Here is a 24,933-nt window from a genome sequence, read left to right as displayed (position 1 = left end):
AAGGTCCACTGTCGAAGTCGCGACAAAAGGACGGGCGGTAGCGCGCCTGTTCCGGCATCTGTCCGAAGACCAGCGGTGAGGGCCGTTCCTAAGGTTCCGGTACGGACCGCACCCGGCGCCGGCACGCACAGCGGGGGTGGGGCGACTGGTGGTGCCGGCGCGGAGGAAGGATGCCCGAGTGAGAGCTGGTAGGCCCTGGCGGGGCGTGCTGGTGGACATCGTCACGCCGTTCCGCGACGACCTGTCGGTCGATCTGGACCAACTCCAGGAGCACGTCCGCTGGCTCGTCGCCCAGGGGTGCCACGGGGTCGCGCCGTGCGCGTCGGTGGGGGAGTACCGGGCCCTCTCCGACGACGAGCGGGCCGCCGTGGTGCGGGCGACGGTGCAGGCCGCGCCGCCCGGCTGCGCGGTGGTGCCCGGGGTCGGTGGCTACGGCAGCCGGGAGGCCCGGCGCTGGGCGGAGCAGGCCGCCGAGGCCGGCGCCCACGGCGTGCTCGCGCCGCCACCCGACGGGCCCGCCGCCCGCGACGCCGACGTGGTCGCCCACTACCGGGAGGTGGCGGCGATCGGGTTGCCGGTGGTCGCCCACAACGAACCGTACGACACCCGGGTGGACCTCACGCCGGACCTGTTGGCGACCGTCGCCGAGATCGACGGGATCGTCGCGGTCAAGGAGGTCACCGGCGACGTGCGCAGGCTGCACCGCCTGCGGGACCTCTGCCCGCACGTCGACGTGCTGGCCGGCGCCGACGACGTGCTGCTGGAACTGGTGCTGTGCGGCGCGACGGGATGGGTCGCCACCCTGTCCAACGCGGTGCCCCGCGAGGCCGTGCGGCTGTACGAGCTGTGCGTCGCCCGCGACCTGGGCCGGGCGCTGCCGCTCTACGCCGAGCTGCACCCGCTCCTCGGCTGGGCCTCCCGGCCCGAGTCCGTGCAGGCCGTCAAGCTCGCCATGGAGTGCGCCGGGCGGTTCGGCGGCCGGTGCCGCCCACCGCGTGGGCCCCTGTCCGGGCCCGCCGCCGAGCGGGTGCGCCGGGACGTGCTGCGGGCCCTCGCGGCGACCGCCGAACCCGCTTCCGGGGGCCCCGCCGGCTGATCCCCCGGTGTGCGCCGGTCCTTCAGGTGTCGGAAGCCGCCGCCCCACCTGCCGACATCTGCACGGTGACCAGGCCCGGCCCGCCCTCCTAGATTCGCTGCGCGGCCTGCTGACAGGTGTTCCGCGATCCCCCCACCGGGATGCCCGGCACCGCGTTCCCCCCGACGAGAGGTGGTTCCGTGCACCGTGCTACCCCCAACCGAACGCGGCTGAGGCGTTCCCTGCTGGCCGCGGCCGTGGTGACCACGCTCGTGGCGACCGGGGCGGCGCAGGCCGCCGCGGCCCCGGCCAACCCGGCCGGCGGCACCGCGCCGTTCCAGGTCCTCGACCCGCAGGCCTGGCAGAACCCGGACACGATGACCTGGAACGACTACAAGGCCGTGCCCGGCAAGAACTGGGCCGACCCGAGCGTGTCGGGTTCGGTCCGCAACTTCAAGATCGCCCTGGTGGCGCTCGACTATCCCGACCAGACGTTCGCGGTCTCCCAGCGGGCCCGCTCGACGGTCTTCGGCAACCCCCAGTCCGTCGCGACCAACATCCCCCGGGCGGACGTGCCGAAGTTCTACCAGGACTTCCTGAACACCCCGAACACCCTGAACAAGGGCCACACCCTGCACGAGTACTGGATGCAGGACTCCAACGGCCGCTACGGCGTCGACCTCGCCGGGTTCGGGCCGTACCAGATGCCGGCGAAGTCCCACCAGTACGGGCTGGACAACGGGTTCAACCCGGGCGCCTGCCCGAGCGGGGACGTGTGTGGCAAGAACATCCGCACCGACGGCCTGGGCGCCTGGCGGGCGGCCGTCGGCGAGGAGGTCGCCAACCAGTACGAGCTGGTGTTCATCCTCAGCGCCGGCCAGGACGAGTCGTCGACCTGGCAGGAGTTCGGGCAGATGATCTTCCAGAACAAGGAGGACGTGCCGGACGCCTGGGGCCCGCCGGACCCCAACCTGCCGAACTGGGCGAAGACCCGCTACGTGGACTGGACCTCGTGGAAGGCGGCGGCGACGCTGTGGCCGAACGCCGGCGGCGGCTCCTCGACGCAGGGGGAGAGCTCCGGCATGGGCGTCTACGCCCACGAGCTGACCCACCTGCTGGGCATCGGCGACAACTACAACAACCCGTACGGCGAGCCGCTGCGCAGGGCGTACACCGGCATCTGGAGCATGATGTCGCGCGGGTCGTTCAACGGCCCGGGCGGCCCGCACACCCGCTGGCAGATCCCGCCGACCAACGGCGGCTCGATGGGCTCGCTGCACACCGTGCGGGACAAGCTCAAGATCGGCCTGCTCGGCGAGGAGCACGTGCTACGGCTGTCCCGGGAGTCGCTCGCCTCCTCGGGCATGGTGGTCGCGCAGGTCACCGCCCGCGCGGTCGACGCCGGGCCGAAGGGCCTGACCGGCGTCAACATCGCGCTGAACAAGGACCTGTCGCCGACGTGCGGCGTCAGCACCGACCCGCTGTGCGACGGCGGCAACTTCAACAACTACACCGTCGAGGTCGTCGACCGGATGGGCGCGGACTCCTTCACCCCGGACAGCGGCGTGCTGCTGAGCAAGACGAAGAACGCCGACAGCGCCCCGTACCAGTGGGTGGTGGACGCCAACCCGCAGGACATCGACATGATCGACTTCTACCGTCCGGACGGCACCCCGCAGAAGATCACCATGGGTGACTACCGGCAGCTCTCCGACGCGCTGTTCCACGCCGGCGCGGACACCGGCAGTCAGTACGAGTACGTCGACGAGGCCAACCGGCTGCACTTCTACATCATCGACCTCAAGCGGGACTCGGCCGGCTCGCTGTCCTACACGGTGGCGGTGCGCTCGCTGGACGGCACCGGCGGGCCGAGCAGCCACGGCGTGACGCTGGGCAAGGGCGAGGTGACCGGCGGCAGCAAGCCGACCAACCGTGGGGCGACCTGCTCGTTCGAGCTGACCAACACCGGTTCGTACTCGGCCGGCGGGCAGCAGCACCCGGAGAACGCCAGCGCGTACCTGAAGTCGGACGTCTACCGCCTGTCGGCGGAGGTGGCCGGCAAGGGCTGGCGGACCTGGCTGCCCAACCAGCTCGCCACCGCGCAGTTCGGCAAGTCCACCACGGTCAAGGTGTCGGTGGGCGCCACCGCCGCCGCCGCGGACGCCGGCTTCGTGAAGCTCACCGCGACCTCGGAGAGCGACCCGACGAAGACGGTGACCAAGCAGTGCCGGGTCGAGAAGTCCTGACCGGCACCCGAGGCTGACCCCGTTCCTTCCGGGGCCGCGGCGACGGCCAGCCGCCGCCGCGGCCCCGGAAGGCGGGCGAGAGGAGGACGACGTGCGGCGAGGCACCATGACGCTGCTGCCCCTGCTGCTGGCCGGGGCGACCGGCTGCGGCGCCGGCGGCGCCACGCAGGAGGCGGTCTCCCCGACGACGGTCCGGGTCCTGGTCCGTGACATCAACATCCGGGCCGAGGGCGTGGACTGCGCCGGCACCGGCCCGTACCTGCACTTTCACAATCGGGCACCGTTCCGCGTGCTCGACCCAAACGGTGCGGCGCTGGCCACCGGGCGGCTGTCGGCGGGCACCGCGGTGGCCGCCTTCGCCGAGGACCTGGGGGTCGAGCGGGTACCCACCTACTGCGAGTTCGCCGTCGGTGTGCGGGTGCCGCAACGGGCCTCCTACCGGCTCGAGGTGGACGGCCGGCCGGCGCTCGACCTGACGCCGGACAGCAGCGAGGGGCCGGCGCTGGTGGCGGTGGTCCCGTCATGAGGCGGGTGTTCCTGCCGCTGCTGCTGGCGGTGGCGCTGTCGGGCGGGTGCAGCACGCCCCCGCCCGAGCCGCCCGCGCCGGCGCCCGCCGGTGGAGCGGCGACACTGCCCGGGCCGGTCCCCGCCGACCTGGCGTTGCGCCCGGCGCCCGGGTCCGCACCGGCCGCCCCGGCGTTCACCGGCACGCTGACCGACGGCACCCCGCTCGCCGCCGCCGACCTGTGGGCGCAGCGTCCGGTCGTGCTCACCTTCTTCAACTCCTGGTGCACCATCTGCGCCGGCCGCCAGGCCGCTCTCAGCGAGCTCGCCCGCAGCTACCGGGACCGGGTGGTCTTCGTCGGCGTGGCCGGCGCGGACCAGGCCGACGAGGTCCAGGACTACCTGCGCGCCCACCGGGTGGAGTATCCGGTCGTCCTGGACGACCAGCAGACGATCTGGCGCTCGTACGCGGTGCGGGAGCCACCGGCGGTCGTGGTGGTGGCCAAGGGCGGCGCGCTGCTGCGCGGCTGGCCGGGGGGCCTGGACGCCCCGGCGCTCGACCAGCGGCTCCGGGAGCTGGTGCTGGCCGGCCAGCCGTAGTCAGCCCGGTGGAGTTCGACGGCTCCACCGGCTGACCTGCCCCTCAGTCGTCAGAGGACGGACACGCTCCGTTCCCAAGGCGGCGCACCGGGTACGCGGCTGGCCGGACGTGCTGCTCAGGCTGGCTGTCCGGCCCCTGTCCGCCGGTCCACCGATGATCTAGCGTCCCGTGCGTCTGGTGCCTGTTCGCCACCTCGGGCGCAGCGAACCTAGGGGGGACAGTGCCGTTTCGTGAGGACGCCGTCGAGGCGACCAGCCCTTTCCGCCTCGACCGGTCCGGGCCGGGCACGACCCGGCCGCCGGGCTGGCGCCCACTGCGGGTGGCGATGATCGGGCAGAAGGGCGTGCCCGCCACCTACGGGGGGATCGAGCGGCACGTGGAGGAGATGGCCAGCCGGCTCGCCGCGTTCGGTCACGAGGTGACCGTCTACTGCCGGGACAGCTACGGCGACGTGTCCGCCGAGCAGTACCGTGGGATCCGGCTGCGCCGGGCCCGCACCGTCGCCAGCAAGCATCTCGACGCGATCGTGCACTCGACCACCTCGACCCTGGCGGCCCTGGCCGAACGGCCCGACATCGTGCACTACCACGGGCTCGGCCCGATCCTGACCGCCCCGCTGGCCCGCTACGCCTCCCGGGCGAAGGTGGTGCTCACCGTGCACGGGCTGGACAACCAGCGGGGCAAGTGGGGTCGGGCGGCGCGTGCCGTGCTCGGCACCGCGTACCGGCTCAGCGCGTACGTCCCGGATGTCAGGGTGACGGTGTCACGCGGCCTGTCGACGCACTACGCGACCCGGTTCGGGCGGCCCGCCCGGTACATCCCCAACGGGGTGACAGCCCCGCGGCACCTGCCGCCCCGCCAACTCGACGGCTTCGGCCTGCGCCCCGGCGGGTACCTGCTGCTGGTCGGCCGGCTCGTGCCGGAGAAGGCGGCGGACCTGCTCGTGCGGGCGTTCCGGCGGCTGCCCACCGACCTGCGGCTGGTCGTCGTCGGCGGCTCCTCCTTCACCGACGACTTCGTCGCCCGGCTCCGCCGCGAGGCCGGCGACGACCCGCGCATCGTGTTCACCGGCTTCGTCTACGGCGAGCAGCTCGCCGAGCTGTACTCGCACGCGGCGGCCTTCGTCCAGCCCTCCCGGCTGGAGGGACTGCCGCTGACGCTGCTGGAGGCCGCCTCGTACGGGCTGCCGGTGGTGGCCAGCGACATCGAACCGCACGTCGAGGTGCTGGAACGCGACGCCCCCGGCCGGCGGTTGTTCCGCGACGGCGACGGCGACGACCTGCTGCGGGCGCTGGCCACCGTGACCGCCGACGTGCCTGCGGAGCGGGCCGGCGCCACGCTGCTGCGTGACCGGGTGCTCGCCGAGTACAGCTGGGACACGGCGGCCCGCGACCTGGAGCGGTTGTACCTCGAGGTGGCCGTTCGATCGCCCCGCCCGCGCCGCCAACCCGAGGCCCGGCGCCGCTGAACCGCCGGCCCGTCCCGGAGCAGCACGCGCCCGGTGGCTCGACTGTCGCAGGTGCGCGATACGGTCCCGTCATGGCAGCCAGGATCGATTTGACGCTCGACTGCGCGGACGCGCAACTCCTCGCCGCGTTCTGGAGGACGGCGCTGGGCTACGTCGACGAGCCACCGCCCGCTCCCTTCGCGAACCGCGCGGAGTGGCTCGCGCAGTTCGACCTGCCGGAGGACGACTCCGAGGACGACGCCGCGTGGCTCTGCGACCCCGACGGCGTCGGCCCCCGCCTCTCGCTCCTCCGGGTCCCCGAGCCCAAGACGGCGAAGAACCGGCTGCACATCGACGTCCGGGTGCCGGGACACGGCGGTCCCGACGAGCGGTGGGCACGGATCAGGGCGGAGTCCGAGCGCCTGGTGAAGGCGGGCGGGAGCGTGCTGGCGGAGTTCGACGGTCACCACGTGGTGATGGCCGACCCGGAGGGCAACGAGTTCTGCGTCGCCGCAGCCGCGCCCTGATCGGCGGCGCAGCCCTCACCACCGCGCAGGGGATCGCGCCCGATGTCCTAGCTTCCCTACCCCGCTTCGTGTCTACCGGCGGCGGATCGATCGGAGATTCCCATGGGTGTTCTGTACGACTACTTCCGGGCGGCCGACGACGAGACGGTCGCCGCGTCGATGGCCGCCACGAACGGCGGCCCGCTGGTGGGGGCGGCAGCCCCTCCCGAGGCGGACGTCGTGGAGGCCAAGGGCGTCGACCCCTCGGTGGTGCTCGGCCAGGCCGTGTCGCTCGCCCTCGACGTCCCGTGGGACGTCAACCTCGTCGACGACCGGCTCGTCTGGCCCGACGCAGGCGCTGCGGCAGCGGGGCACGACGGGCCCTGGGTGGTCAGGCTCGGCGACCGCGCCCGTGACGTGCTCGCCGCGCTTGCGGAGGACCGGCTGCCGGCCCTCGCCGACCGCTGGTCGAGGATCGAGGAGTTGTCCTGGGGCGAGCCGGCCGGGATGCTGCCCGTGCTCCGGCGACTCGTCGGCCTGGCCCGCCGGGCGCAGGCGAGTGGGCAGCACCTCTACTGCTGGATGTCGTTGTGACCGCGCGAGGCTCGGTGCTCTGACCACGGACGTCGGCTCGGGGCTCCTCGGCCCGTGGCCAGAGCAATCAGGGCAGTCAGCGGTCGCTCTCCGCGAGCTCCTTGATGTTCTGCAGCCCCGCGTCCATGTTGGTCCGCAGCTGGCCGAGCCGGAAGGCCACCAGATCCTCCTCGCTCTCGGGCACCTTGTCGATGAACAGGCTGATCCCGGACCGGCCGGGGCCTATCCGGGCCGTCTGCCGCAACCGGGTGCCGGTCGTCTCGGGCGTGATCTCGAAGCACCAGGCGGCCGCCGGCTCGGTGTGGTTGCCGTCGGGCCCGGCGAACCTGCCGTCCACGTCCAGGACGATCCACCCGAACCGGCGCTGCTCCTCCAGCTCCACCACCCGGCAGACGGTGCGCCACTCGCCGATCTGCTCGTGGCGGTTGTAGCCGACGAAGCTCGCCCCCAGCTTCGGGCTGTCCGCGCCGTCGATCCACTCCACCCGCTGCAGCTCGGGACTGAGCCGAGGAGGCAGGTGGATGTCGGTCACGAGATCCCAGACCCGCGGCGGAGCCGCCTCGATGTAGAGGTCACATTCCACGCTCGGGCCGTCGGTGTATCGCACGTTACCGCCTTCGTGTCGGGCTGGGTCGCCCCGGTCGACCCGTCGTGGACGGAAGGGGAGCCGGGTGCCGCCACAGGGGCACCGGCCGCGCGGCTCGCGGGGTCGGTGCGGTGGGCGGACGCCGAACTCATCGACGTACGTGACCAGCTTTCTCAGGTTTATAGAGGGTTCCATGGCGTCCCGTCAATCCTCGTCGTCCCGATCCGGCGACTGGCCGGCGGCCCCCATCCGTGGGCGGGACACCCCGCTGCCGGGCGGGGCCGCTCAGCGCACGTGGACGAAAGCCCGGGTGCGGTGGGCGATCCGCCGGGCGGTGTGGGCACGCGTCGGTCGGTCGCCGACTCGTGCCCACCCGGTGGATCACGGCGTCGTCACTCCTCGTGAGGGGGATCATGGGCCGTGTCGCCGTCGGGGGCCGGACGTTACGCCGTCCACGGCCGACGCAACGGCCCATGTTCCCGGGGCGACGGCAACCGTTAGATTAGGCCGTTCTCCCGGTCCCTCGGCGGTGACCGGCAATGGCACCCCCTGGAAACGAGTGGTCGGCGAGCGAGTGGACGGACAGCGACACGGCACGGTGCGTGACGCCGGCCCGCCCGACGGGGCCAGGCGTCGGCCGGCCGGCGACCCGACCGGGCGCCTGTTGACCGGTGGCGCCGCGCTGCTGTGCGCCGTGGTGGCGGTCGTCGCCGGCCTGGCGATGACCCGTGGCGACCGGGTGGGCGTGGTGCTGCCCCTCGTGGTGGTCGTCGGGCTGGCGGTCGGGGTGATCGCGTTGACCCGCTTCGCGGCGTACGTGCTGCTGATGCTCGCCGTGCGCTCCTGCGTCGACCTGTTCAAGCTCAGCGGCCCGACCGCCGGCCGCGCCGACGGCGGCGCCGCCACCCGGACGCTGGACCCGTCGACGATCCTGGCCGTGCTGTTCCTGCTCGCCGCCGGTCTGTGGCTGGCCGCGCAACTGCGCGAGAATGGCCGGCTGCGCGGCTCCCCGCTCGGCGTGGCGCTGCTGCTGGTCGGCGCGACCTCGCTGGTCAGCGCGCTGGGCGCCGCGCAGCCCGTGCCCAGCGCGCTGGAGGCGCTGCGCATCGGCACCGTGGTGGTGATGTTCGTCGTCCTGGAGCAGCTGATGCCGGACCTGCCGGCGATCCGGCGGTTCCTGCTCGCGGCGTACGCATCCCTGGCGCTGGCGGTCGGCTACACCGCCGTGCTGGTCCTGCTCGGCGACCCGCCGGCCGAGGTGAAGGGCGACTTCACCCGGATCAGCGGGCCGTTCAGCCAGTCGACCACGTTCGGCCGGTACCTGATGTTCATGGTGATCTTCGGGTTCGGCGTGCACCGGTATCTGGTCCGCCGGCTGCGGGTCGCACTCGGCGTGCTGCTCGCGGCGTCGCTGGTGTTCCTGCTGCTCACCAACACCCGCAGCGCCATCCTCGGCGCGGCCCTGGGCCTGGTCGTGGTCGCGCTGCTGCACCGCAGCCGGCGCCTGCTGGTGGCGCTGTGCCTGGTCGCGGTGGCGGGCGCGGCCCTGCTGCCGACGGTCGCGCAGCGCTTCGGGCAGCTCGCCGACAGCACCGCCGTCGGCGGTGACCCGACCGGCAACACCCTCGCCTGGCGGGTCGACTACTGGTCGGAGATCGTCTCCTTGGCCAACCGCAACCCGGTCACCGGCATCGGGCCCAACATGACCAAGTTCGAGGCCGACGAGGCGAAGAAGCCGCACAACGACTTCCTGCGCGCGTACGTCGAGACCGGTCTGCTCGGCCTGCTCGCCTACCTGGCGATGATGGTCCTCTGCCTGCACGCCGGGTGGACGGCGTTGCGCCGGGCCCCGCCGGGCACGCTGGGCCGGGGTGTCGCGGTCGGTTTCCTCGGCTGCGCGGTCGCCTTCGTGGCGGTCAGCGCGGCCTCCAACGTGATCTCGAACGTGGTCACGCTGTGGTACTTCGCGGCGTTCGCCGCCGCGGCCAACGCGATCGCCCGGGGCGTGCCCGCGGGCGCGGACCGGGTCGTGACGCCCGTCGCGCCGACGGCGCTCGGGCGGGGCATCGGATGAGCTACCGGACAGTGGGGAGCGCAAGGGTGGAGATCGTCGACTATCTGCGGGTCGCGCGGCGTCGGCTCTGGGTGCTGGTCGGAGTCCCGGTGGTCGCCGCGGCGGTGGCCGCGCTGGTCGTCCTGCTCGGCCCCCAGCGCTACACGGCCACCTCGTACGTCGCGGCGCCGGCCCTGGTCGGCGGCACCGCGGCCCAGCAGTACACCGGCACGCAGGCGGCCAACCAGTTCGCGGCGGCCTTCGCCGCCGCCGTGACCTCCCCGCAGGTGGTCGACCAGGTGTCGGCCGACACCGGCGTCGCGGCGGTGGATCTGCGCGACGGGCTGACGGTCGAACAGGTCGGGGCGAGCAGCCAACTCACCCTGGCCTACACGGCGACCAGCCGGTCCACGGTGATCCCGGTGCTCACGGCTACCGGGAAGCGCGCCCTGTCCTTCCTGTTCACCAGCCAGGTCAACATCGCCACCGGCGAGGTGCGGGCGGCCACCGACGAGCTGACCGCCGCCACCCGGGCGATCAACGACTGGGAGAAGACGAACAAGGTCAGTCAGCCGGACAAGCTCTACCAGGCGACCCTGCAGGAGATCGCCAGCATGCGGCAGCAGCAGTTGCAGATGCAGGCCGTCGGCAACGGCCGGGGCGCCGACGCCGCGGCCGGGGCGATCGCCGCCGGGCAGAAGCGGCTGGACGGGCTCGGCCCGAAGCTGCCCGACTACCAGGCGCTGCTCGCACAGCGGGACGGTGCCAGCACCGCGTTGTCCTCCGCCCGGCAGGGCCTCCAGCAGGCCCGGGCCCAGGCCCAGGCCGCCGACCCCGCCCAGGTGACCAGCCTCGGCGAGGTCCAGCCGGTCTCCCGGGGCCGGGCGCTGGCCGGTCTCGTGCTGCCGGTGGCCGGTGCCGGCCTGCTGCTGGCCGTGCTGCTGGTGGCAGTCCTGGAGCAGGTCACCCGCAGCCGCGCGGCTGCGGCCGGCCGGGCCACGCCGGCGCAACGGGCCGCAGCGACGGGACCGGTCGCAGAGCATGGGCAGGTGGACGCGGTCGGGTCGGCCGGCACGAACGGGCGGGCCGGTGCGGTGAACGGGCGGGCGGACGCGAACGGGCGGCCCGCCGTGCTCGCGCCGCGCGACGCCGACGCCGTGCCCGAGCCGCGGCGCCGGTAGGCGGGCGGCGTGGCGGCCGAACCGGACCGGCGCAGGGGGCCGGCCTCCCCACCGGGCGGCCGGCGGCCGGCGTCGTCCGACCCGCAGCCCGGTCCCGCCGTGTTGGGTGAGGCGGAGCCGCAGGGCGACCGGCACGTCCGGGGGATGGCCCGGGGCGGCGGCCTCAACCTGCTCGGTGCCCTGCTCAGCCAGGCCGCAGTCTTCCTGATCATGCTGCTGCTGGCCCGGGTGCTGGGCATCCGCGAGGTCGGCCGGTACGCCCAGTGCTACGCCGTGCTGTCCCTGGCCGGGTTGCTCTCGCTCTCCGGCTTCCGGGCCGGGCTGACCCGGTTCGTGGCGGTGCACCTGGCGGACTCCGACGCGCCCGCGCTGCGCGGCACCATCCGGCTGGGGCTGGCCATCTCCGCCGCCTCGTCGGTCGTCCTCGCCGCCGCGCTGGCGCTCGCCGCCCCGTGGCTCGCCGCCCGGCTGCACGATCCCGGGCTGGCCACCGGCCTGCGGCTGGTGGCCCTGACCCTGCCCGCCTCGACGATCTGCGAGGCGGCCCTCGCGGCGACCCGGGGCTGGCGGACCCAGCGCCCGTTCACCTTCATCGGCCAGCTCTACGAGCCGGGCACCCGGCTGCTGCTGACCGCGCTCGCCCTGGCCACCGGCGCGGGCCTGACCGGGGCGTACTGGGCGCTGGTCGGCGCCGGTTGGTCCGCCGCGCTGCTCGCCCTGGTCGCGCTGGGCCGGCTGGTCCGCCGGGTGCCCCCGGCCCGCCCGGTGTACCGTCCCCGCCAGCTCTTCGGCTTCTCCACCGTGAGCTGGGTGTCCTCGTTGTCCTCGACCGGGCTGATCTGGGTCGACACCCTGCTGCTCGGCTTCTTCGCCAACCCCGAGATCGGCGTCTACAACGTGGCCACCCGCCTGGTCACCGTCGCGATCTTCGTGCTCGCGCCGATCAACGCCGCGTTCGGCCCGTACATCGCGCACCTGCACCACCGGGGGGAGCTGGCCGACGTCCGCCGGGTGTACGCGGTGGCCACCGGCTGGGTGGTCCGGCTGTCCATGCCCGCCTTCGTCGCGTTGCTGGTCCTCCCCGGTGACCTGCTGCGGGTCTTCGGTGGAGAGGTCGCCGCCGGTGCGGCGGTGACCGTGGTCCTGGCCCTGGGCCAGCTCGTCAACGCGGCGACCGGCCCGTGTGGCACGGTGCTGAACATGTCCGGCCGGGTGGCGGTCAACATGGCAGACAACCTGGCCGCTCTGGTGCTCAACATGCTGCTCAACCTCTGGCTCATCCCGGCGTACGGCATCGTCGGCGCGGCGCTGGCGTGGAGCGTGTCGCTGATCGTGGTCAACGTCGCCCGGGTGCTCCAGGTCCGCGCGCTGGTGGGCGCCCTGCCGTTCACCGTTGGCATGCTCAAGGGGATCGCCGCCGGCGCGGCGGCGCTGCTCGCCGGGCTGCTGGTGCGCTGGCTGCTGCCGGGCTGGCCGTGGCGGCTCGGCGTCGGCCTGCTGGCGATCGTGGTGGTCTACCTGGGGGTCGTGCTGGCGCTCGGGCTCGGCCGGGAGGATCTCATGGTGCTGCGGGCCCTGGTGCGCCGGCGCGGTCGCGGCGCCCCCACGCCACCCCCGCCCGGCCCACCAGCCGACGGTGGCGCACAAACCGACGGTGGCGTACCTGCCGACGGTGGCAGGCCGACCGCCGCCGGCACCGCGGTGGCCCGGTGAGCGCCGGGCCCCGCCGGGCCGCGGTGGACCGGCTGCGCCGGGCGGTACGCGGCACGCGGGCCTGGGCCCGCGCGGCCCGGCCCGGCCCGGTCGGCGCGCTGCCCGACTTCCTCGTCGTCGGCGGGCAGCGCTGCGGCACCACGTCGCTGCACCACTACCTGGCCGCGCATCCCGACGTGCGGGCCGCCACCGGCAAGGAGTTGCAGTTCTTCAGCCTGCACGCCGGGCGTGGGCAGCGCTGGTACCGGGCCCACTTCCCGCCGGCCGCCCCCGGCCGGCAGAGCTTCGAGGCCAGCCCCTACTACCTGTTCCACCCTGCGGTGCCGGCGCGGGTGGCCGCGCTGCTGCCCGAGGCCCGGTTCGTGGCGCTGCTGCGCGACCCCGTCGAGCGGGCCTACTCGCACTACCTGCACACCCGCTCGCTCGGCCGGGAGCCGCTGGCCTTCGCCGACGCGCTCGCCGCCGAGCCGGGGCGGCTGGCGGCGGCGCTGCGCCAGGGTCCGGACACCCCGGCGGCCCACCGGGCCCTGCGCGACCATTCGTACGCAGCCCGGGGCCGCTACGCCGAGCAGCTGGACCGCTGGTTCGCCCACGTGCCCCGGGAACGGCTGCACGTGGTGCGCAGCGAGGACCTGTACGCCGATCCGGCGGCGACGTACGCCTGCATCCTGCGGTTCCTCGGGCTGGCGCCGTTCACGCCGGACGCCTTCGCCCGGCACACCCGGCGGGCCGAGCGGGGCCCCTCGCAGCTCACCGACGAGCTGAGGGCCGACCTGACGGCCCGGTTCGCCCCGCACAACGCCCGCCTCGCCGACCTGCTCGGCTGGCCGCGCACCTGGTGACGCCGCCGCGCCGAGGCGGGGCGGTGCCTACCGGCGGGGCTGGTCAGCCGGCGGGGCTGGTCAGCGGGCGGGGGCGAGGATCGCGGCGGGGTCGCCGGTGGACCGGATCAGCACCGGCTCCGCCCCGATGGTGACCGGCCCGGCCGCCCGTCGCGGCTCGGCGCCGACCGGGCCGCTGTCCAGGCCCGGCGCGGCCGGCAACGACACGCTCCCGCCGGAGGTCGACCAGAGCACCAGCGTGGTCAGCTCGCCGCGCCGGAACGCCACCCCGGCCAGCCCCTTCGCGGTCACCGGCTCCGCCGTCGCGTCCTCGGCCGCGAGCGCCAGCCCGGCCAGCCTCACCCCGGCCGGCCGCACGGTGCCGTCCGGGTCGAGCAGGCCGTAGCGGACCTCGCTGCCCTGCCGGTTGTTCGGGTTGTACGCCAGCGGCAGCCAGAGCACCTGCTCGACGCCGCCGGCCACGAGCTGGACGACCGCCTTGACCATCTCGTCGGCCCGGCTGGCCGCGTCGCCGTCGCCGTCGCGCCAGAACTGGCCGACCTCCCACGCCTGGACCGGCACCCCGGCCGGGGTCTGCTCCCGCAGGTAGTCCAGCAACGCCGGCACCCCGGCGAAGTGTTCGTAGAAGTGCAACTGCCGTACGCCGACGACCCGCTCGTCGAGCAGTTCCTCGGTGACCGCGAGGAAGGCCAGGTTCCTGGCGTTCTGTTCCGTGGACAGGGCGGTCCGTAGCTGCTCCGGCCCGTCCACGGCCGGGATCTGCCGGCCCCGGGTGCCGACCCGGCGCGCGAAGTACGCCCGGTACGCGGCGACCGCCTCGTCCGGCCGGCCGGCCCGCACCAGCCGGTCGGCGACGCCCATCCCGTACGCCACGCTGCTGATCCCGGAGTCGACCACCCTCGCCTGCGGGTCGGCCGACCGGACCGCCTCCGCGGCCGAGGTGACCAGCCGCCGGTAGTCCGCCGGGCTGCCGGCCCAGTACTGCGGCGCGTTGACCTCGTTCTCGATCGCGTACTCCCGCACCCCGTAGGGCGCGTAGCGGCGCACCACGTCCCGGACGAAGCCCTGGTAGGCGCCCAGGTCCCGGGGCATCGCCGACTCGGTCTTGTTCGCCTGGCCCCGGGTGTGCCGGGCGGTGCCGCCGGTGGCCCAGCAGACCCCGGTGCGGATCTTCAGGTGCAGGGTGATGCCCAGGTCCCGGCTCTCGCGGGCGATCCGGTCCACCGCCGAGAAGTCCGGGCTGCCCTGGGTCTTCTCGATGTCGCACCAGCTCAGCTCGTGATAGGTCGCCGAGCCGGAGAGCTGCTTCAGGTACGGCACGAACGACTCGTGGCGCGACCAGTCCCAGTGCGCGCCGAACGGGTTCCGCACCCCCGGCGTCGCCGACGGCCCCGGCCCGGCCGTCGGCCCGGGCGCCGACGCCGCCGGGGTCGGGGTCGGCCGGGGCGTGGGGGAGGAGGGGCCGTCGGAGCAGGCCGCCCCGGCGGCCAGGGCGAGCGCCAGCGCGCCGGCCAGCAGCGGGGCCCGCCGCGCCGGGCGGCGCGTCACCGGTACCCCAGCTCGCGCAGCGTCGCGCCGGAGAAGACGCGGACCAGCACCCGCAGGAACGGGTCCAGCTCCCGGCGGTACGTGCCGACCCGAGAGCCGTAGATGGCGGCGTCGGTGCGCGCGGCGGCCCGCCGACGGTCCGCCTCGGCGGTGTACTTGCCCGCCACGTCGTGCTGCTTGCCGTCGTAGTCGAGCACTCCGGCCTCCCAGGGTTCGCCGAGGAACTCGAACAGCGACCGCATGGCCTTCTCCGGGTCGCCGACGGTGTCCTCGTAGCGCAGTTCGTGGTACCGGCCGGCGGGCAGTCGGCTGCCCGCCGCGCGGGCGACGCGGATGTAGCGGGGCCACTTGACCACGCACTTGACCGCCGACCAGTAGCCGAACCGCTTGCGGTGGGAGACGACCACGTCCCGGCCGTCCCGGATGACGTGCACGAACTGCGCGTCCGGGAACACCTCGGCGAGGAAGCCGATCGACAGCGCGTACAGGGGCGTCTTGTCCGCCCAGCGGGTCTTGCCGCGGGACCGGGCGTAGTCGGCCTGGATGCCGCCGAAGAAGTCGGCGATGCGGCCCAGCCAGTACTCCCGGGGGAACCCGAAGCGGGCCAGCCGTTCCCAGTCCCGGCCGACGATGCGCTGCATGTCGGCCAGGAAGCGGGTCTCCGGGCCGCAGGACACCCGGGAGTGCGAGTCGAGCACCAGGCGCAGCATCGTCGTCCCGGACCGCTGGCAGCCGACCAGGAAGATCGGCCCCCGGGGCCCGGCCTCCGCCTCCGTTGGGTCAGCCACGGCCCACCGCCGGGTCCAGGCCGGCCCGCGCGTCCAGCCGCCCGGCCAGCTCGGTGCACAGCGCCCGCACCCGGCCGTCGAGCTCCAGCCGGGGCCGGCGGGCGGCGCGCGCTCCGATGTGGTCGTGCAGCGCCGGGTCGTAGGGCAGGTCGAGGAACGCGCACAGCCGCCGCGTGTACGCGGCCGGGTCGGCCACCAGCGCGTCGTACGAGCAGAGCAGCGTGTCGTCGCGGCCGGCCAGGCCGAGGGTGAAGAACAGCGAGTTGCGGACGTACCAGAACAGGGCGGCGGCGGTGTGCGGGGTCATCCGGTCGTAGTCGAAGCCGGCGATCAGTTCGCGGGCCGGCCCGTCCAGGCGCTGCCCCTGCCACCGGTCGCCGATCGTGCCGTCGGCGATCGCCCGCAGCGCCCGCAGGTTGGCGTCGCCGAACTTCGCCACCTCGGAGCGGGCCCGGTCGTCGACGTCCCGGTACGCCCACAGCGCCCGGCCGGGCCGCGGCCCGGTCAGGCCGAGCAGCTCTTCCACCCGGTGCGTGTCGCACAGCGGCTTGACCAGCACGTACCGGTGCCGGCTGCGGTGCACGGCGTCGGCGAGCACCGCGTCGGAGCGCAGCCGGAAACGGTGGAACACCCGCCGGTCGTTCTCGTTGCGCACCTCGAACGACGGCGCCGCGTCCAGCCCCCGGGCCAGCATGTTGGTGCCGGAGCGTTGCAGGCCGACCAGGTACACCGGCACCGCCCGGCCGGGCGGCTGCGGGTGGGCCCGCCGCCAGCGCCACTTCGCCAGCGCGGTGCCGGCCCGCTGGACCGGGTCGAGCCGGTCCTCCTCGATGAGCCGCCGCACCCCCTCGGTGCGCGCCCAGCGCAGGTGCCGCACCACCCGCCGGGCGGTGTACGCCCACGCCGAGGGTTCGTCCTGGTGGGCCACCGGGTCCTCCTCGGGCTGACGGTCGGGCGGGGAACACGCTACCGGCTGATCATCGTGGCTGGCCAAGTGGCCGTGCGGCCAGCGCCTGATGGGCCGTGTGGTCAGTTGGGGATCATGACTGGACTCGTCCGCCCGGTTTGCATACCGTGGGGCCCTGGTCACCGCTGCTGCCCGGTGCCCGCCCTTCCCCACCCCTGAGCGGCCACTCAGCAGGCCACCCCTGGAGCAGGCCGATGCGTGTCCTCCACGTCAACAAGTTCCTCTACCGCCGTGGCGGCGCCGAGGGCTACCTCCTCGACGTCGCCACTTTGCAGCGGGGCGCGGGCGACGAGGTCGCGTACTTCGGCATGACGCACCCCGACAACGACGCCCCGCTGCCGTACGCGCGGCACTTCCCGCCCCTGGTGGAGCTCGACCCGGCGCCGTCGGGGATCGGCCCGCGCGCGACGGCGGCGGCCCGGATGATCTGGTCCCCGGCCAGCCGGCGCGGCCTGGCCCGGGTGATCGACGACTTCCGGCCCGACGTGGTCCACCTGCACAACATCTACCACCAGCTCTCGCCGTCGGTGCTGGCCGCGGCGCGGGCCGCGCGGGTGCCCTGCGTGATGACGCTGCACGACTACAAGCTGGCCTGTCCCAGCTACCAGATGCTGGACCGGGGCGCGGTGTGTGACGCGTGCGTCACCGGCGGCCCGCTGCGGGCGGCCCGGCGCCGGTGCAAGGACGGCTCGCTGCCGGCCAGCGGCCTGCTGGCCGTGGAGTCCTGGCTGCACCGCTCCACCCGGGCGTACGGGCCGGTGCAGGCGTTCGTCAGCCCCAGCCGGTTCCTGGCGCGGGTGATGTGCCGGGCCGGTGTCTTCCCGGACCGGATGCACGTGGTGCCGCACTTCGTCGACGTCGCCGCGACGCCCGTGAAGCCGGCCCCGGGCGGGTCGGTGGTCTTCGCCGGTCGGCTGTCTGCCGAGAAGGGCGTCGACGTGCTGGTCGAGGCGCTCGCCCTGCTGCCGCCCGAGGTGTCGCTCGACGTGGCCGGCGACGGCCCGGCCCGCGCCGGGCTGACCGAGCTGGCGCTGCGGCGGGCGCCCGGCCGGGTCCGGTTCCACGGGCGGCTGGACAAGGCCCGGCTGCACGCGCTGGTCCGGTCCGCGGCGGTGGCGGCCGTGCCGTCGCGGTGGAACGAGAACCAGCCGATGGCCGTGCTGGAGGCGTTCGCCTGCGGCGTGCCCGTGGTCGCCACCGACCTGGGCGGGCTGCCCGAGCTGGTCACCCCCGGCGTGGACGGCGACGTGGTCGCCGCCGACGATCCCGCCGCGCTGGCCGCCGCGCTGCGCCGCGTCCTCGCCGACCCGGCGCGGGCGCACGGGATGGGCCTGGCCGGGCGGGCCCGGGTGGAGCGGGACTTCTCGCCGCAGGCGCACCTGGCCCGGCTGCGCGAGGTCTACGCGACGGCCGCGCGGGCGCTGCGGGAGCCGGCGTGACCCGCCCGGTGCGGGTGCTCTACCTGGCCGGCAGCGGGCGCAGCGGCAGCACCCTGGTCACCACCGTCCTCGGCCAGTACGCCGGGTTCTTCGCGGCCGGCGAGCTGCGCTACCTGTGGCAGCGCGGCGAGGTGGAGAACCGGCCCTGCGGCTGCGGCCTGCCGTTCCGCGACTGTCCGGTGTGGCGGGCGGTACGCCGGGAGATGCCGGTCGACCGGGCCGGCGGGATCGCCGCCCGGCTGCGCGGTCGGCTGCGGCTGCGCGGGGTGCCCGCGCTGGTGCGCCGTCATCGGCGCGGCCGGCGTGCGGTGCCCGCGCACCCCGACGACGCGGCGCTGGCCGGCCTGTACGCCGCCGTGGCCCGGCACGCCGGGGCGCGGGTGGTGGTCGACTCGTCGAAGCTGCCGCCGTACGGGGCTCTGGTCGGCGCGCTGCCCGGTGTCGAGCTGCGGGTGCTGCACCTGGTCCGCGACCCGAGGGCCACGGCCTTCTCCTGGCGGCGGCGCCGGGGCCTCGACGGCGAGGCCGACGAGCGGCTGATGAGCCGGCCTCCGGTGTGGAAGGCGGCCCTGCTGTGGCTGGTCTGGAACACGCTGACGGCCCGGCTGTGGGCCGGCGACCCGGGCCGCTACCTGCGGGTGCGGTACGAGGACCTGACGGCCGACCCGGAGGCGACGCTGGGCCGGATCGCCGCGTTCGCCGCCGGCCCGTCCACCGGCTCCGACGCCGCCCCGTTCGCCGGTTCCCACGCCGGCCCGTTCACCGGGCCCGCGACGGTGCGGCTGGCGCCCACCCACTCGGTGGCCGGCAACCCGTCGCGGCACCGCACCGGTCCGGTGCCGATCGCCGCCGACGTCGAGTGGCGGCGCGGGCTGTCCCGGTGGTCGTACGCCGTGGTGACCGCGCTGACCGCGCCGGGGCTGCGCCGCTTCGGCTACCCGTGGCGCCGGGGCGGCCCGGTGGCACCCCGGCAGGAGGAGGACTGAGGATGTTGGCCGTGGTGGTGGGCACCGGGCGGTGCGGCTCGACCCTCGTGCAGGAGCTGCTGTCCCGGCATCCCGGCGTGGGGTTCGTCTCCGGCGTCGACGACAAGCTGTCCCGGCTCAACCTCACCGGCCGGTTCAACGGGCCGCTGTACCGGCGGTCGGCGCCCCGCCCGGCCGGCATGACGTCGCTGCGGCACAGCCGCCGGCTGCTGGAACGCGGGCGGCTGCGGGTCGCCCCGTCGGAGGCGTACCAGCTGCTGGACCGGCACGTGCTGGCCGGCTTCTCCCGCCCGTGCCGGGACCTGACCGCCGAGGACCTCACCCCGCACGTGGCGCGGCGGCTGCGCGCCTTCTTCGACGCCCGGATCGGGCGGCAGCGCTGCCCGCTGCTGGTGCACCACGTCACCGGCTGGCCGCGCACCGGGTTCCTCCGGGCGGCCTACCCCGGGCTGCGGGTGGTCAACGTGGTCCGCGACGGCCGGGCCGTCACCAACTCCTGGCTCCAGATGGGCTGGTGGGACGGCTGGCGCGGTCCCGACAACTGGTACCTCGGGCCGCTGCCGGCCGACCTGCGCCGGGAGTGGGAGGAGTCCGCCCGGTCCTTCCCGGTGCTCGCCGCGCTCGGCTGGAGGATGCTGATGGCGGCGTTCGCCGACGCCCGGGCCGCGCACCCGCCCGGGCAGTGGCTGGACGTCCGCTACGAGGACCTGCTCGCCGACCCCCGCGCGGAGGTGGCCCGGATGCTCGACTTCCTCGGGCTGGACTGGACGCCGGAGTTCGATCGGGGGTTCGGGCGGTACGAGTTCCCCGCCGGGCGGCGGGCGGCGTACCACGACGAACTGGGCCCCGCGCAGCTCGCGGCCGTCGAGCGGGCCCTGGCCGAGCCGCTGCGGCAGTGGGGCTACCGGGACTGACCGCTACCCCCGGGCGAGGGGCCCACCCGTCGGACCACGCCCGGCGAAGTTCCTACATGTGCAGGTGGTGGTGCCGGTCGCCGGCTCGTAGCGTACGCAGCCTCGGACCTCAAGGAGACTCATGGCTACAGTGGGAACGCGCTGGCGCACAGGCGTGGCCGTACTGTCCGCGGCGGTGCTCGCCGCCCTCGGCGCGGCGCCGCAGGCGCTGGCGGCGGACGGCCCGCCGTCGATCGTCGTCCAGGACGGCGTCACCCAGCCGGTGTTCGGCTACGCCGACGCCATCCGGGAACGGCTCTTCATCGACTCCACGTTCGACAGCGACAACGACGGCCTGCGCGACATCATCGCGTTCGACCTGATGCGGCCGGCGGCGACCGCGAACGGGCTCAAGGCGCCCGTGGTCATGGACGCCAGCCCCTACTACTCGACGGTCTGCCGGGGCAACGAGTCCGAGTGCAAGGCGGACCTCGACGGCGACGGGCTGCTGGACAAGTGGCCGCTGTTCTACGACAACTACTTCGTGCCGCGCGGCTACGCGGTCATCCTGCTGGACATGGTCGGCACCAACAACTCCACCGGCTGCCCGACCACCAACGCCAACCAGGACAACCTGAGCGCCAAGCAGGCCATCAACTGGCTCAACGGCCGGGCCACCGCCCGCAACGCCGCCGGTGAGATCGTCAAGGCGGGCTGGCACAACGGCAAGACGGGGATGATCGGCAAGTCGTACGACGGCTCGCTGGCCATGTCCACGGCGGTGACCGGCGTGAAGGGCCTGACCACGGTCGTGCCCATCAGCGGCCCGACCGAGTACTACGACTACGTGCGCAGCAACGGCGTCGTCACCCGGGGCAACAGCTACGTGGCGTCGCTGGCCAACACGGTCACCAACCCGGAGCGCCGGGAGTACTGCAAGCCGGTGCGCGACGCGATGGCCGCCGCCGACGGCGACGAGCACGGCGACTACACCGCCTTCTGGAACGAGCGCAGCTACGTCAAGAAGGTCCCCAACGTCACCGCCAGCGTCCTGCTCTACCACGGCCTCAACGACGACAACGTCCGGCCGGACCACTTCAGCAAGTTCTGGTACGCCCTGGCGGAGAACAACGTGCCGCGCAAGCTGTGGCTGTCCCAGGAGGGCCACGTCGACCCGTTCGACTCGCGCCGCGCGGTGTGGGTGTCGACGCTGCACCGGTGGTTCGACTTCTGGCTCCAGGGCGTCGCCAACGGCATCATGGACGAGCCGCGGGTGGACCTGGAGCGGTCCGCCGACGTGTGGGAGACCCACGCCGACTGGCCGATCCCCGGCAAGGCCGACACCGAGGTGTTCCTCCAGCCCGGCACCACCGGCGCGGGCGGCCTCGGGCTGGTGCCGACGGCGAAGCCGGCGACCGGGGCGTTCCAGGACAGCCGCACGCAGAGCCAGAACACCATGATCCTCAACCCGGACGTGGTGCAGCCCAACCGGCTGGCCTTCCTCTCCGCGCCGCTCACCGCACCGCTGCACATCTCCGGCACCCCGACCGTGCAGCTGCGGGCCTCCGCCGACCAGACCGACACCAACCTCGGGGCGATCCTGGTCGACTACGGCACCGACGAGCGGGTCGCCCACCGGGCCTCCGGCGAGGGGATCATCACCCTGACCACGGAGGACTGCTGGGGCGAGAGCAGCCCGACGGACGACGGCTGCTACAAGCAGACGACGAAGCGGGTGGCCACGGCCGACTACGAGCTGGTCACCAAGGGCGTCATGGACGCCCAGAACCGGCAGTCGATCCGCGTCGCCGTGCCGCTGGTGCAGGGGGAGTCGTACAACTTCAGCTTCCCGCTGCTGCCGGAGGACTACGTCTTCAAGCCCGGCCACCGGATCGGCGTGATCATCGTGGCCAGCTACCCGCAGTACTCCAGCCAGGCGGACACCACCGCCGCGAACCTGCAGGTCGCGCTGAAGAGCAGCAAGGTCGTCCTGCCCGTGGTCGGCGGCACCGCCGCCGCGCACGCCGCCGGCCTCTGACCGGCGGGCCGCCCGAGCGGCCCGCCAACGGGGCGGCCCGGCGATCGACCCTCCGCGGAGGACCGTCGATCGCCGGGCCGCCCCGTCTCGTCGGCGGGTGCGGGGCGGGTGGCTACCCTTGCCGGGGAAGCCGCCGAGGGGAGGGCACACGTCGCCGACCGCCACCGTGCTCGTGGTCTTCGGACGCGGCGTGCTGCGCGCCGGGGACACCTGGGCACTCACCCCGGCCAGCTTCGCCCGCGTGCGGGCAGTGGTCGACTACGTCGCCGCGAACGAGGCGTCCTTCGCCCGCGCCGCTGGGCAGGGCCGGGCACCCCGGATCGTGTTCAGCGGCGGCTGGGCGGAGGCCGCCGAGGGGGCGCATCCCCCGCCGCAGGGGTGGCGGGAGGGCGACCTGATGCTGCGCCAGGCGCTCGCCGCCGGCCTCGACCGGCATGCGGAACTGCGCGCCGAGACACGCTCGCGCAGCACGCTGGAGAATCTCCTGCACACCGTCGAGGACGGCCTGCTCGACGGCCACGCCTTCGGCCCGGGGCAGCCGCTGGGCATCGTCTCGCACACCTGGCACCTGCCCCGGATCAGGTATCTCGCCCGCCGGGCCCTCGGACTGCGCGGCCCGGCGCTGCTCGACGTCCACGCCTCCGGCGGGGAGGCGCTGCCGAGATGGTGGCGCGAGCCGGCCGCTCGGACCGCGTCCCGGCTGTGGTTCCTCGGGGCCCGTGACGCGGCGGGCCTGCTGCGCCGGGAACGCCGGCTGGTGACGTCGATGCGCCGCGTCGACCGGCTGGCGCGCCACCGTCGGGATCCGGCGGGCGGAGAGTGCGCCGTGGTCCCGCCCCACCCCGGTCCGGGTGCCTCCGGCGGGGCGTGACCGTGCCCGCCGCTGATCCGGCGAAAGCGCTGCGGCGGAGCACGTGACGGACGGCCGCCAACGGGGTACAGGCTCCCGAGCCACCGGATCGACCTCGATGAGGACGACGGTCGCGGCGACATCGAGGAGGTCACGTGGACAGGATGGACGGTCCCTCGGGGGGACGCGCGGGGTGCGCCGCCGCCTCGGGCACGCCCGGACGAGGCGCGGGCGGGCGGCGGTGATCGTCCTCGCCCCGGTGTACGAGCCGGGTCCCCGCCTGCCCGAGTTCGTCGCCGAGCTGCGCGACGCCGCTCCCGGCGTCCACGTCGTCGTGGTGGACGACGGCAGCGGACCGGCGTCCGCCCGGGTCCTCGACGCGGCGAGGGACCTCGGCTGCACCGTCCTGCGGCACGGGACGAACCGGGGCAAGGGCGTGGCCCTGAGGACGGGGTTCCGGCACGTCGCACGCGAGTGTCCGGGCCACGACGTGGTGTGCGCCGACGCCGACGGCCAGCACGGCGTCGCCGATGTCCTGCGCGTGGCCGGGCGCGTCGCGGAGACCGGCGTGATGGTGCTGGGCGTACGGCGGTTCGACGGCGAGGTGCCGGTGCGCAGCCGGGCCGGCAACGGCCTCACCAGGGTGCTGTTCCGCGCCGCGACCGGGCGTTCCGTGCGGGACACCCAGACGGGGCTGCGGGCGTACCCGCACGGTCTGCTCGACTGGTTGCTCACGGTCCCCGGCGAGCGATTCGAGTACGAGATGAACGTCCTGCTGTACGCCGCCCGGGCCGGCCAGCCCATCGAGCAGACCACGATCGCCACCACCTACGTGGACGACAACGCCTCGTCGCACTTCGGGTCGGTCACCGACTCCGTGCGGATCTACCTGCCCCTGCTGCGGTTCGCCGCCTCGGCCCTGCTGACTCCGGCCGGGATCTCCCGCCAACCCCGCCGCTGACGGCGACGAGTCGGTCGTGGACGCGCCGCTGGCCGGGCCCCCTTGTCGGGGGCCCGGCCGGTTGGCTGTTCAGTGCGGGGGTCAGCTGTTCCAGTGCTCGGCGACGAGGTCGGCGGCCTGCTGCTCCCACTGGGCGTAGTGGTCGGGGTACGCGGACACCTGCACGGTCTGGGCGGCCTTGGTCAGGGGCATGTCCTGCCACCCGTCGACCTGCTTCAGGCCCTTGAGGAACGCGAGGGTGGAGTACTCGGGGTCGGTGATCTGTTCCACCGTGCCCCAGCCGGAGGTGGGGCGCTGTTGGAACAGGCCCTGCGAGTCGTGGTCGTTGCGGTCGCCGAGGTGGCCCAGGTTCTCCAGCTTCGACTCTTGCAGGGACGTGCCGATGGAGATGACGGCGGCTCGCTCGTCCATGTCGGCCTTCTTCGTGGCGGCGATGATCGCCTTGACGTTGGCGGTCTGCTCGGCGTTGAGGTCGATGCGGGACTGGTCGCCCTGCACGCCGTGCGGGATCAGTTTGGCCTTGTCGACAACCGGCTTGTCGGCCTGCACGGCGACGGCGGCGGTGGGGGTGGTTTCGGTGGTGGGGGTGGCGTGGGCGGTGGCGGGGCCGGCGAACACGCCGCCGGCGAAGGCGAGACCGGCGATTCCGAGAACGCTCTTACGCATGATCGTGTTCATGGGGGTGTCTCCAATCGGGGGTCGACACACACGCCGCCCCGGGGGAGGGGCGGGGGTGTGAGCACCACGTCGAGGCGCCCAACAGATCAAGGGGGGAAGTCATCGCTCACTGCACCGGGGGTGCTGGTGGCGGCGGGACCATGTGTAACGACCGGCGGCAGACCCGCATTCCCCGACGGGGTCGCGGGGTTCGGGTGGCTCGGCAGCGGCGTGCGCTACTCGATCGTCTGCCATGTGTAACGACCCCGGGCCGGCCCATGTTCCGCCGGACGGATGCCCCCGGTCACACCCACGGGCGCGTCGATCCGGACATTCGGCGCGACCGGGCCTCGCGGGCGGATATCGGGCCAATGCTCCCCGTGGGTCCGGCGACGGGTCGGTGTCCGGCGCGTGGAGTGCCCCGACCTCGCCGATCCGGAGCCGGGCGTCCGGCTCGT

At 74.3% G+C, this 24,933-nt stretch carries 22 protein-coding genes; 17 read left to right on the top strand and 5 right to left on the bottom strand.

The genetic code is table 11. The features are described 5' to 3' along the window. Positions 1 to 178 precede the first annotated feature (178 nt). The 7 genes from OG559_RS28535 (at position 179) to OG559_RS28505 (ending at position 6,973) form a co-directional block, all read left to right on the top strand. Complete coding sequence (locus OG559_RS28535) at positions 179 to 1,096, top strand: dihydrodipicolinate synthase family protein (protein WP_405109402.1); 918 nt, start codon at positions 179 to 181, stop codon at positions 1,094 to 1,096. 179 nt (positions 1,097 to 1,275) lie between these two features. Beyond that, the gene (locus OG559_RS28530) at positions 1,276 to 3,321 is read left to right on the top strand and encodes a M6 family metalloprotease domain-containing protein (protein WP_405109399.1); all 2,046 of its coding nucleotides are present in this window, start codon (positions 1,276 to 1,278) and stop codon (positions 3,319 to 3,321) included. Positions 3,322 to 3,412: 91 nt separating this feature from the next. Further along, positions 3,413 to 3,847, top strand: a complete 435-nt coding sequence (locus OG559_RS28525; protein ID WP_405109397.1) for a hypothetical protein — start codon at positions 3,413 to 3,415, stop codon at positions 3,845 to 3,847. Then, entirely contained in the window at positions 3,844 to 4,425 is a 582-nt protein-coding gene (locus tag OG559_RS28520; protein ID WP_405109395.1) for a TlpA family protein disulfide reductase, read from the top strand. The genes OG559_RS28525 and OG559_RS28520 overlap by 4 nt, the downstream gene beginning before the upstream one ends. Positions 4,426 to 4,646: 221 nt before the next feature. Beyond that, positions 4,647 to 5,894 (top strand): glycosyltransferase family 4 protein, encoded by a 1,248-nt coding sequence (locus tag OG559_RS28515; RefSeq protein ID WP_405109392.1) that lies wholly within the window; start codon positions 4,647 to 4,649, stop codon positions 5,892 to 5,894. Between the two features lie 71 nt (positions 5,895 to 5,965). Then, on the top strand, positions 5,966 to 6,400 hold the full coding sequence (locus OG559_RS28510) for a VOC family protein (RefSeq protein ID WP_405109389.1): 435 nt from the start codon (positions 5,966 to 5,968) through the stop codon (positions 6,398 to 6,400). Between the two features lie 102 nt (positions 6,401 to 6,502). After that, positions 6,503 to 6,973: a hypothetical protein gene (locus tag OG559_RS28505; RefSeq protein ID WP_405109386.1), complete on the top strand. Its 471-nt coding sequence runs from the start codon at positions 6,503 to 6,505 to the stop codon at positions 6,971 to 6,973. Between the two features lie 76 nt (positions 6,974 to 7,049). Here OG559_RS28505 and OG559_RS28500 read toward each other — a convergent pair whose 3' ends face one another. Beyond that, on the bottom strand, positions 7,050 to 7,580 hold the full coding sequence (locus OG559_RS28500; protein WP_405109384.1) for an SRPBCC family protein: 531 nt from the start codon (positions 7,578 to 7,580) through the stop codon (positions 7,050 to 7,052). A 553-nt stretch (positions 7,581 to 8,133) separates the two neighbouring features. Here OG559_RS28500 and OG559_RS28495 point away from each other — a divergent pair. From OG559_RS28495 to OG559_RS28480, 4 genes are read left to right on the top strand one after another with little or no spacing between them, the layout of a single operon-like run. Continuing rightward, positions 8,134 to 9,633 (top strand): O-antigen ligase family protein, encoded by a 1,500-nt coding sequence (locus OG559_RS28495; protein ID WP_405109381.1) that lies wholly within the window; start codon positions 8,134 to 8,136, stop codon positions 9,631 to 9,633. Positions 9,634 to 9,659: 26 nt separating this feature from the next. Beyond that, positions 9,660 to 10,793, top strand: coding sequence for a Wzz/FepE/Etk N-terminal domain-containing protein (locus tag OG559_RS28490; RefSeq protein WP_405109379.1), 1,134 nt, complete (start codon positions 9,660 to 9,662; stop codon positions 10,791 to 10,793). A gap of 9 nt (positions 10,794 to 10,802) precedes the next feature. Continuing rightward, the gene (locus OG559_RS28485) at positions 10,803 to 12,506 is read left to right on the top strand and encodes an oligosaccharide flippase family protein (protein WP_405109376.1); all 1,704 of its coding nucleotides are present in this window, start codon (positions 10,803 to 10,805) and stop codon (positions 12,504 to 12,506) included. Beyond that, the gene (locus tag OG559_RS28480; protein ID WP_405109373.1) at positions 12,503 to 13,348 is read left to right on the top strand and encodes a sulfotransferase family protein; all 846 of its coding nucleotides are present in this window, start codon (positions 12,503 to 12,505) and stop codon (positions 13,346 to 13,348) included. The genes OG559_RS28485 and OG559_RS28480 overlap by 4 nt, the downstream gene beginning before the upstream one ends. A 60-nt stretch (positions 13,349 to 13,408) precedes the next feature. On the opposite strand, the gene OG559_RS28475 is transcribed toward OG559_RS28480, so the two are convergent. The 3 genes from OG559_RS28475 to OG559_RS28465 are packed head-to-tail and all read right to left on the bottom strand — an operon-like array spanning position 13,409 to position 16,612. Next, on the bottom strand, positions 13,409 to 14,896 hold the full coding sequence (locus tag OG559_RS28475; protein WP_405109370.1) for a hypothetical protein: 1,488 nt from the start codon (positions 14,894 to 14,896) through the stop codon (positions 13,409 to 13,411). After that, a complete protein-coding gene (locus tag OG559_RS28470; protein ID WP_405109367.1) occupies positions 14,893 to 15,684 on the bottom strand; it encodes a sulfotransferase family protein in 792 nt (263 codons plus the stop codon). The genes OG559_RS28475 and OG559_RS28470 overlap by 4 nt, the downstream gene beginning before the upstream one ends. Next, the gene (locus tag OG559_RS28465) at positions 15,677 to 16,612 is read right to left on the bottom strand and encodes a hypothetical protein (RefSeq protein ID WP_405109364.1); all 936 of its coding nucleotides are present in this window, start codon (positions 16,610 to 16,612) and stop codon (positions 15,677 to 15,679) included. Before OG559_RS28465 ends, OG559_RS28470 begins: the two co-directional genes overlap by 8 nt. 233 nt (positions 16,613 to 16,845) lie before the next feature. On the opposite strand from OG559_RS28465, the gene OG559_RS28460 reads away from it, so the two are divergent. The 6 genes from OG559_RS28460 to OG559_RS28435 all read left to right on the top strand — a co-directional run bounded on the left by OG559_RS28460 (position 16,846) and on the right by OG559_RS28435 (position 23,818). After that, entirely contained in the window at positions 16,846 to 18,090 is a 1,245-nt protein-coding gene (locus OG559_RS28460) for a glycosyltransferase (protein WP_405109362.1), read from the top strand. Next, the gene (locus OG559_RS28455; protein ID WP_405109359.1) at positions 18,087 to 19,076 is read left to right on the top strand and encodes a sulfotransferase family protein; all 990 of its coding nucleotides are present in this window, start codon (positions 18,087 to 18,089) and stop codon (positions 19,074 to 19,076) included. Before OG559_RS28460 ends, OG559_RS28455 begins: the two co-directional genes overlap by 4 nt. A gap of 2 nt (positions 19,077 to 19,078) precedes the next feature. Beyond that, the gene (locus OG559_RS28450; protein ID WP_405109356.1) at positions 19,079 to 19,990 is read left to right on the top strand and encodes a sulfotransferase family protein; all 912 of its coding nucleotides are present in this window, start codon (positions 19,079 to 19,081) and stop codon (positions 19,988 to 19,990) included. 154 nt (positions 19,991 to 20,144) lie between these two features. Continuing rightward, complete coding sequence (locus OG559_RS28445; RefSeq protein ID WP_405109354.1) at positions 20,145 to 22,007, top strand: CocE/NonD family hydrolase; 1,863 nt, start codon at positions 20,145 to 20,147, stop codon at positions 22,005 to 22,007. 172 nt (positions 22,008 to 22,179) lie between these two features. Next, positions 22,180 to 22,878 carry a YdcF family protein gene (locus OG559_RS28440; RefSeq protein ID WP_405109351.1) on the top strand — a complete coding sequence of 233 codons (699 nt, stop codon included), beginning with the start codon at positions 22,180 to 22,182 and terminating at the stop codon, positions 22,876 to 22,878. Between the two features lie 172 nt (positions 22,879 to 23,050). Continuing rightward, entirely contained in the window at positions 23,051 to 23,818 is a 768-nt protein-coding gene (locus OG559_RS28435; RefSeq protein ID WP_405109349.1) for a glycosyltransferase family 2 protein, read from the top strand. An 81-nt stretch (positions 23,819 to 23,899) separates the two neighbouring features. On the opposite strand, the gene OG559_RS28430 is transcribed toward OG559_RS28435, so the two are convergent. Then, positions 23,900 to 24,496 (bottom strand): hypothetical protein, encoded by a 597-nt coding sequence (locus tag OG559_RS28430; protein ID WP_405109346.1) that lies wholly within the window; start codon positions 24,494 to 24,496, stop codon positions 23,900 to 23,902. Between the last annotated feature and the right edge of the window lie 437 nt (positions 24,497 to 24,933).

This window comes from Micromonospora sp. NBC_01405, from assembly GCF_045040155.1.
Classification (GTDB): Bacteria; Actinomycetota; Actinomycetes; order Mycobacteriales; family Micromonosporaceae; genus Micromonospora.
The sequence above is the reverse complement of the archived record's forward strand: the minus strand, read 5'-3'. Positions and strand labels throughout refer to the sequence as shown.

Coding starts and splice junctions, on each gene's coding strand:
- OG559_RS28520 (WP_405109395.1), top strand. CDS start 3,844: ATGAGGCGGGTGTTCCTGCCGCTGCTGCTGGCGGTGGCGCTGTCGGGC.
- OG559_RS28510 (WP_405109389.1), top strand. CDS start 5,966: ATGGCAGCCAGGATCGATTTGACGCTCGACTGCGCGGACGCGCAACTC.
- OG559_RS28505 (WP_405109386.1), top strand. CDS start 6,503: ATGGGTGTTCTGTACGACTACTTCCGGGCGGCCGACGACGAGACGGTC.
- OG559_RS28460 (WP_405109362.1), top strand. CDS start 16,846: ATGCGTGTCCTCCACGTCAACAAGTTCCTCTACCGCCGTGGCGGCGCC.
- OG559_RS28450 (WP_405109356.1), top strand. CDS start 19,079: ATGTTGGCCGTGGTGGTGGGCACCGGGCGGTGCGGCTCGACCCTCGTG.
- OG559_RS28430 (WP_405109346.1), bottom strand. CDS start 24,496: ATGAACACGATCATGCGTAAGAGCGTTCTCGGAATCGCCGGTCTCGCC.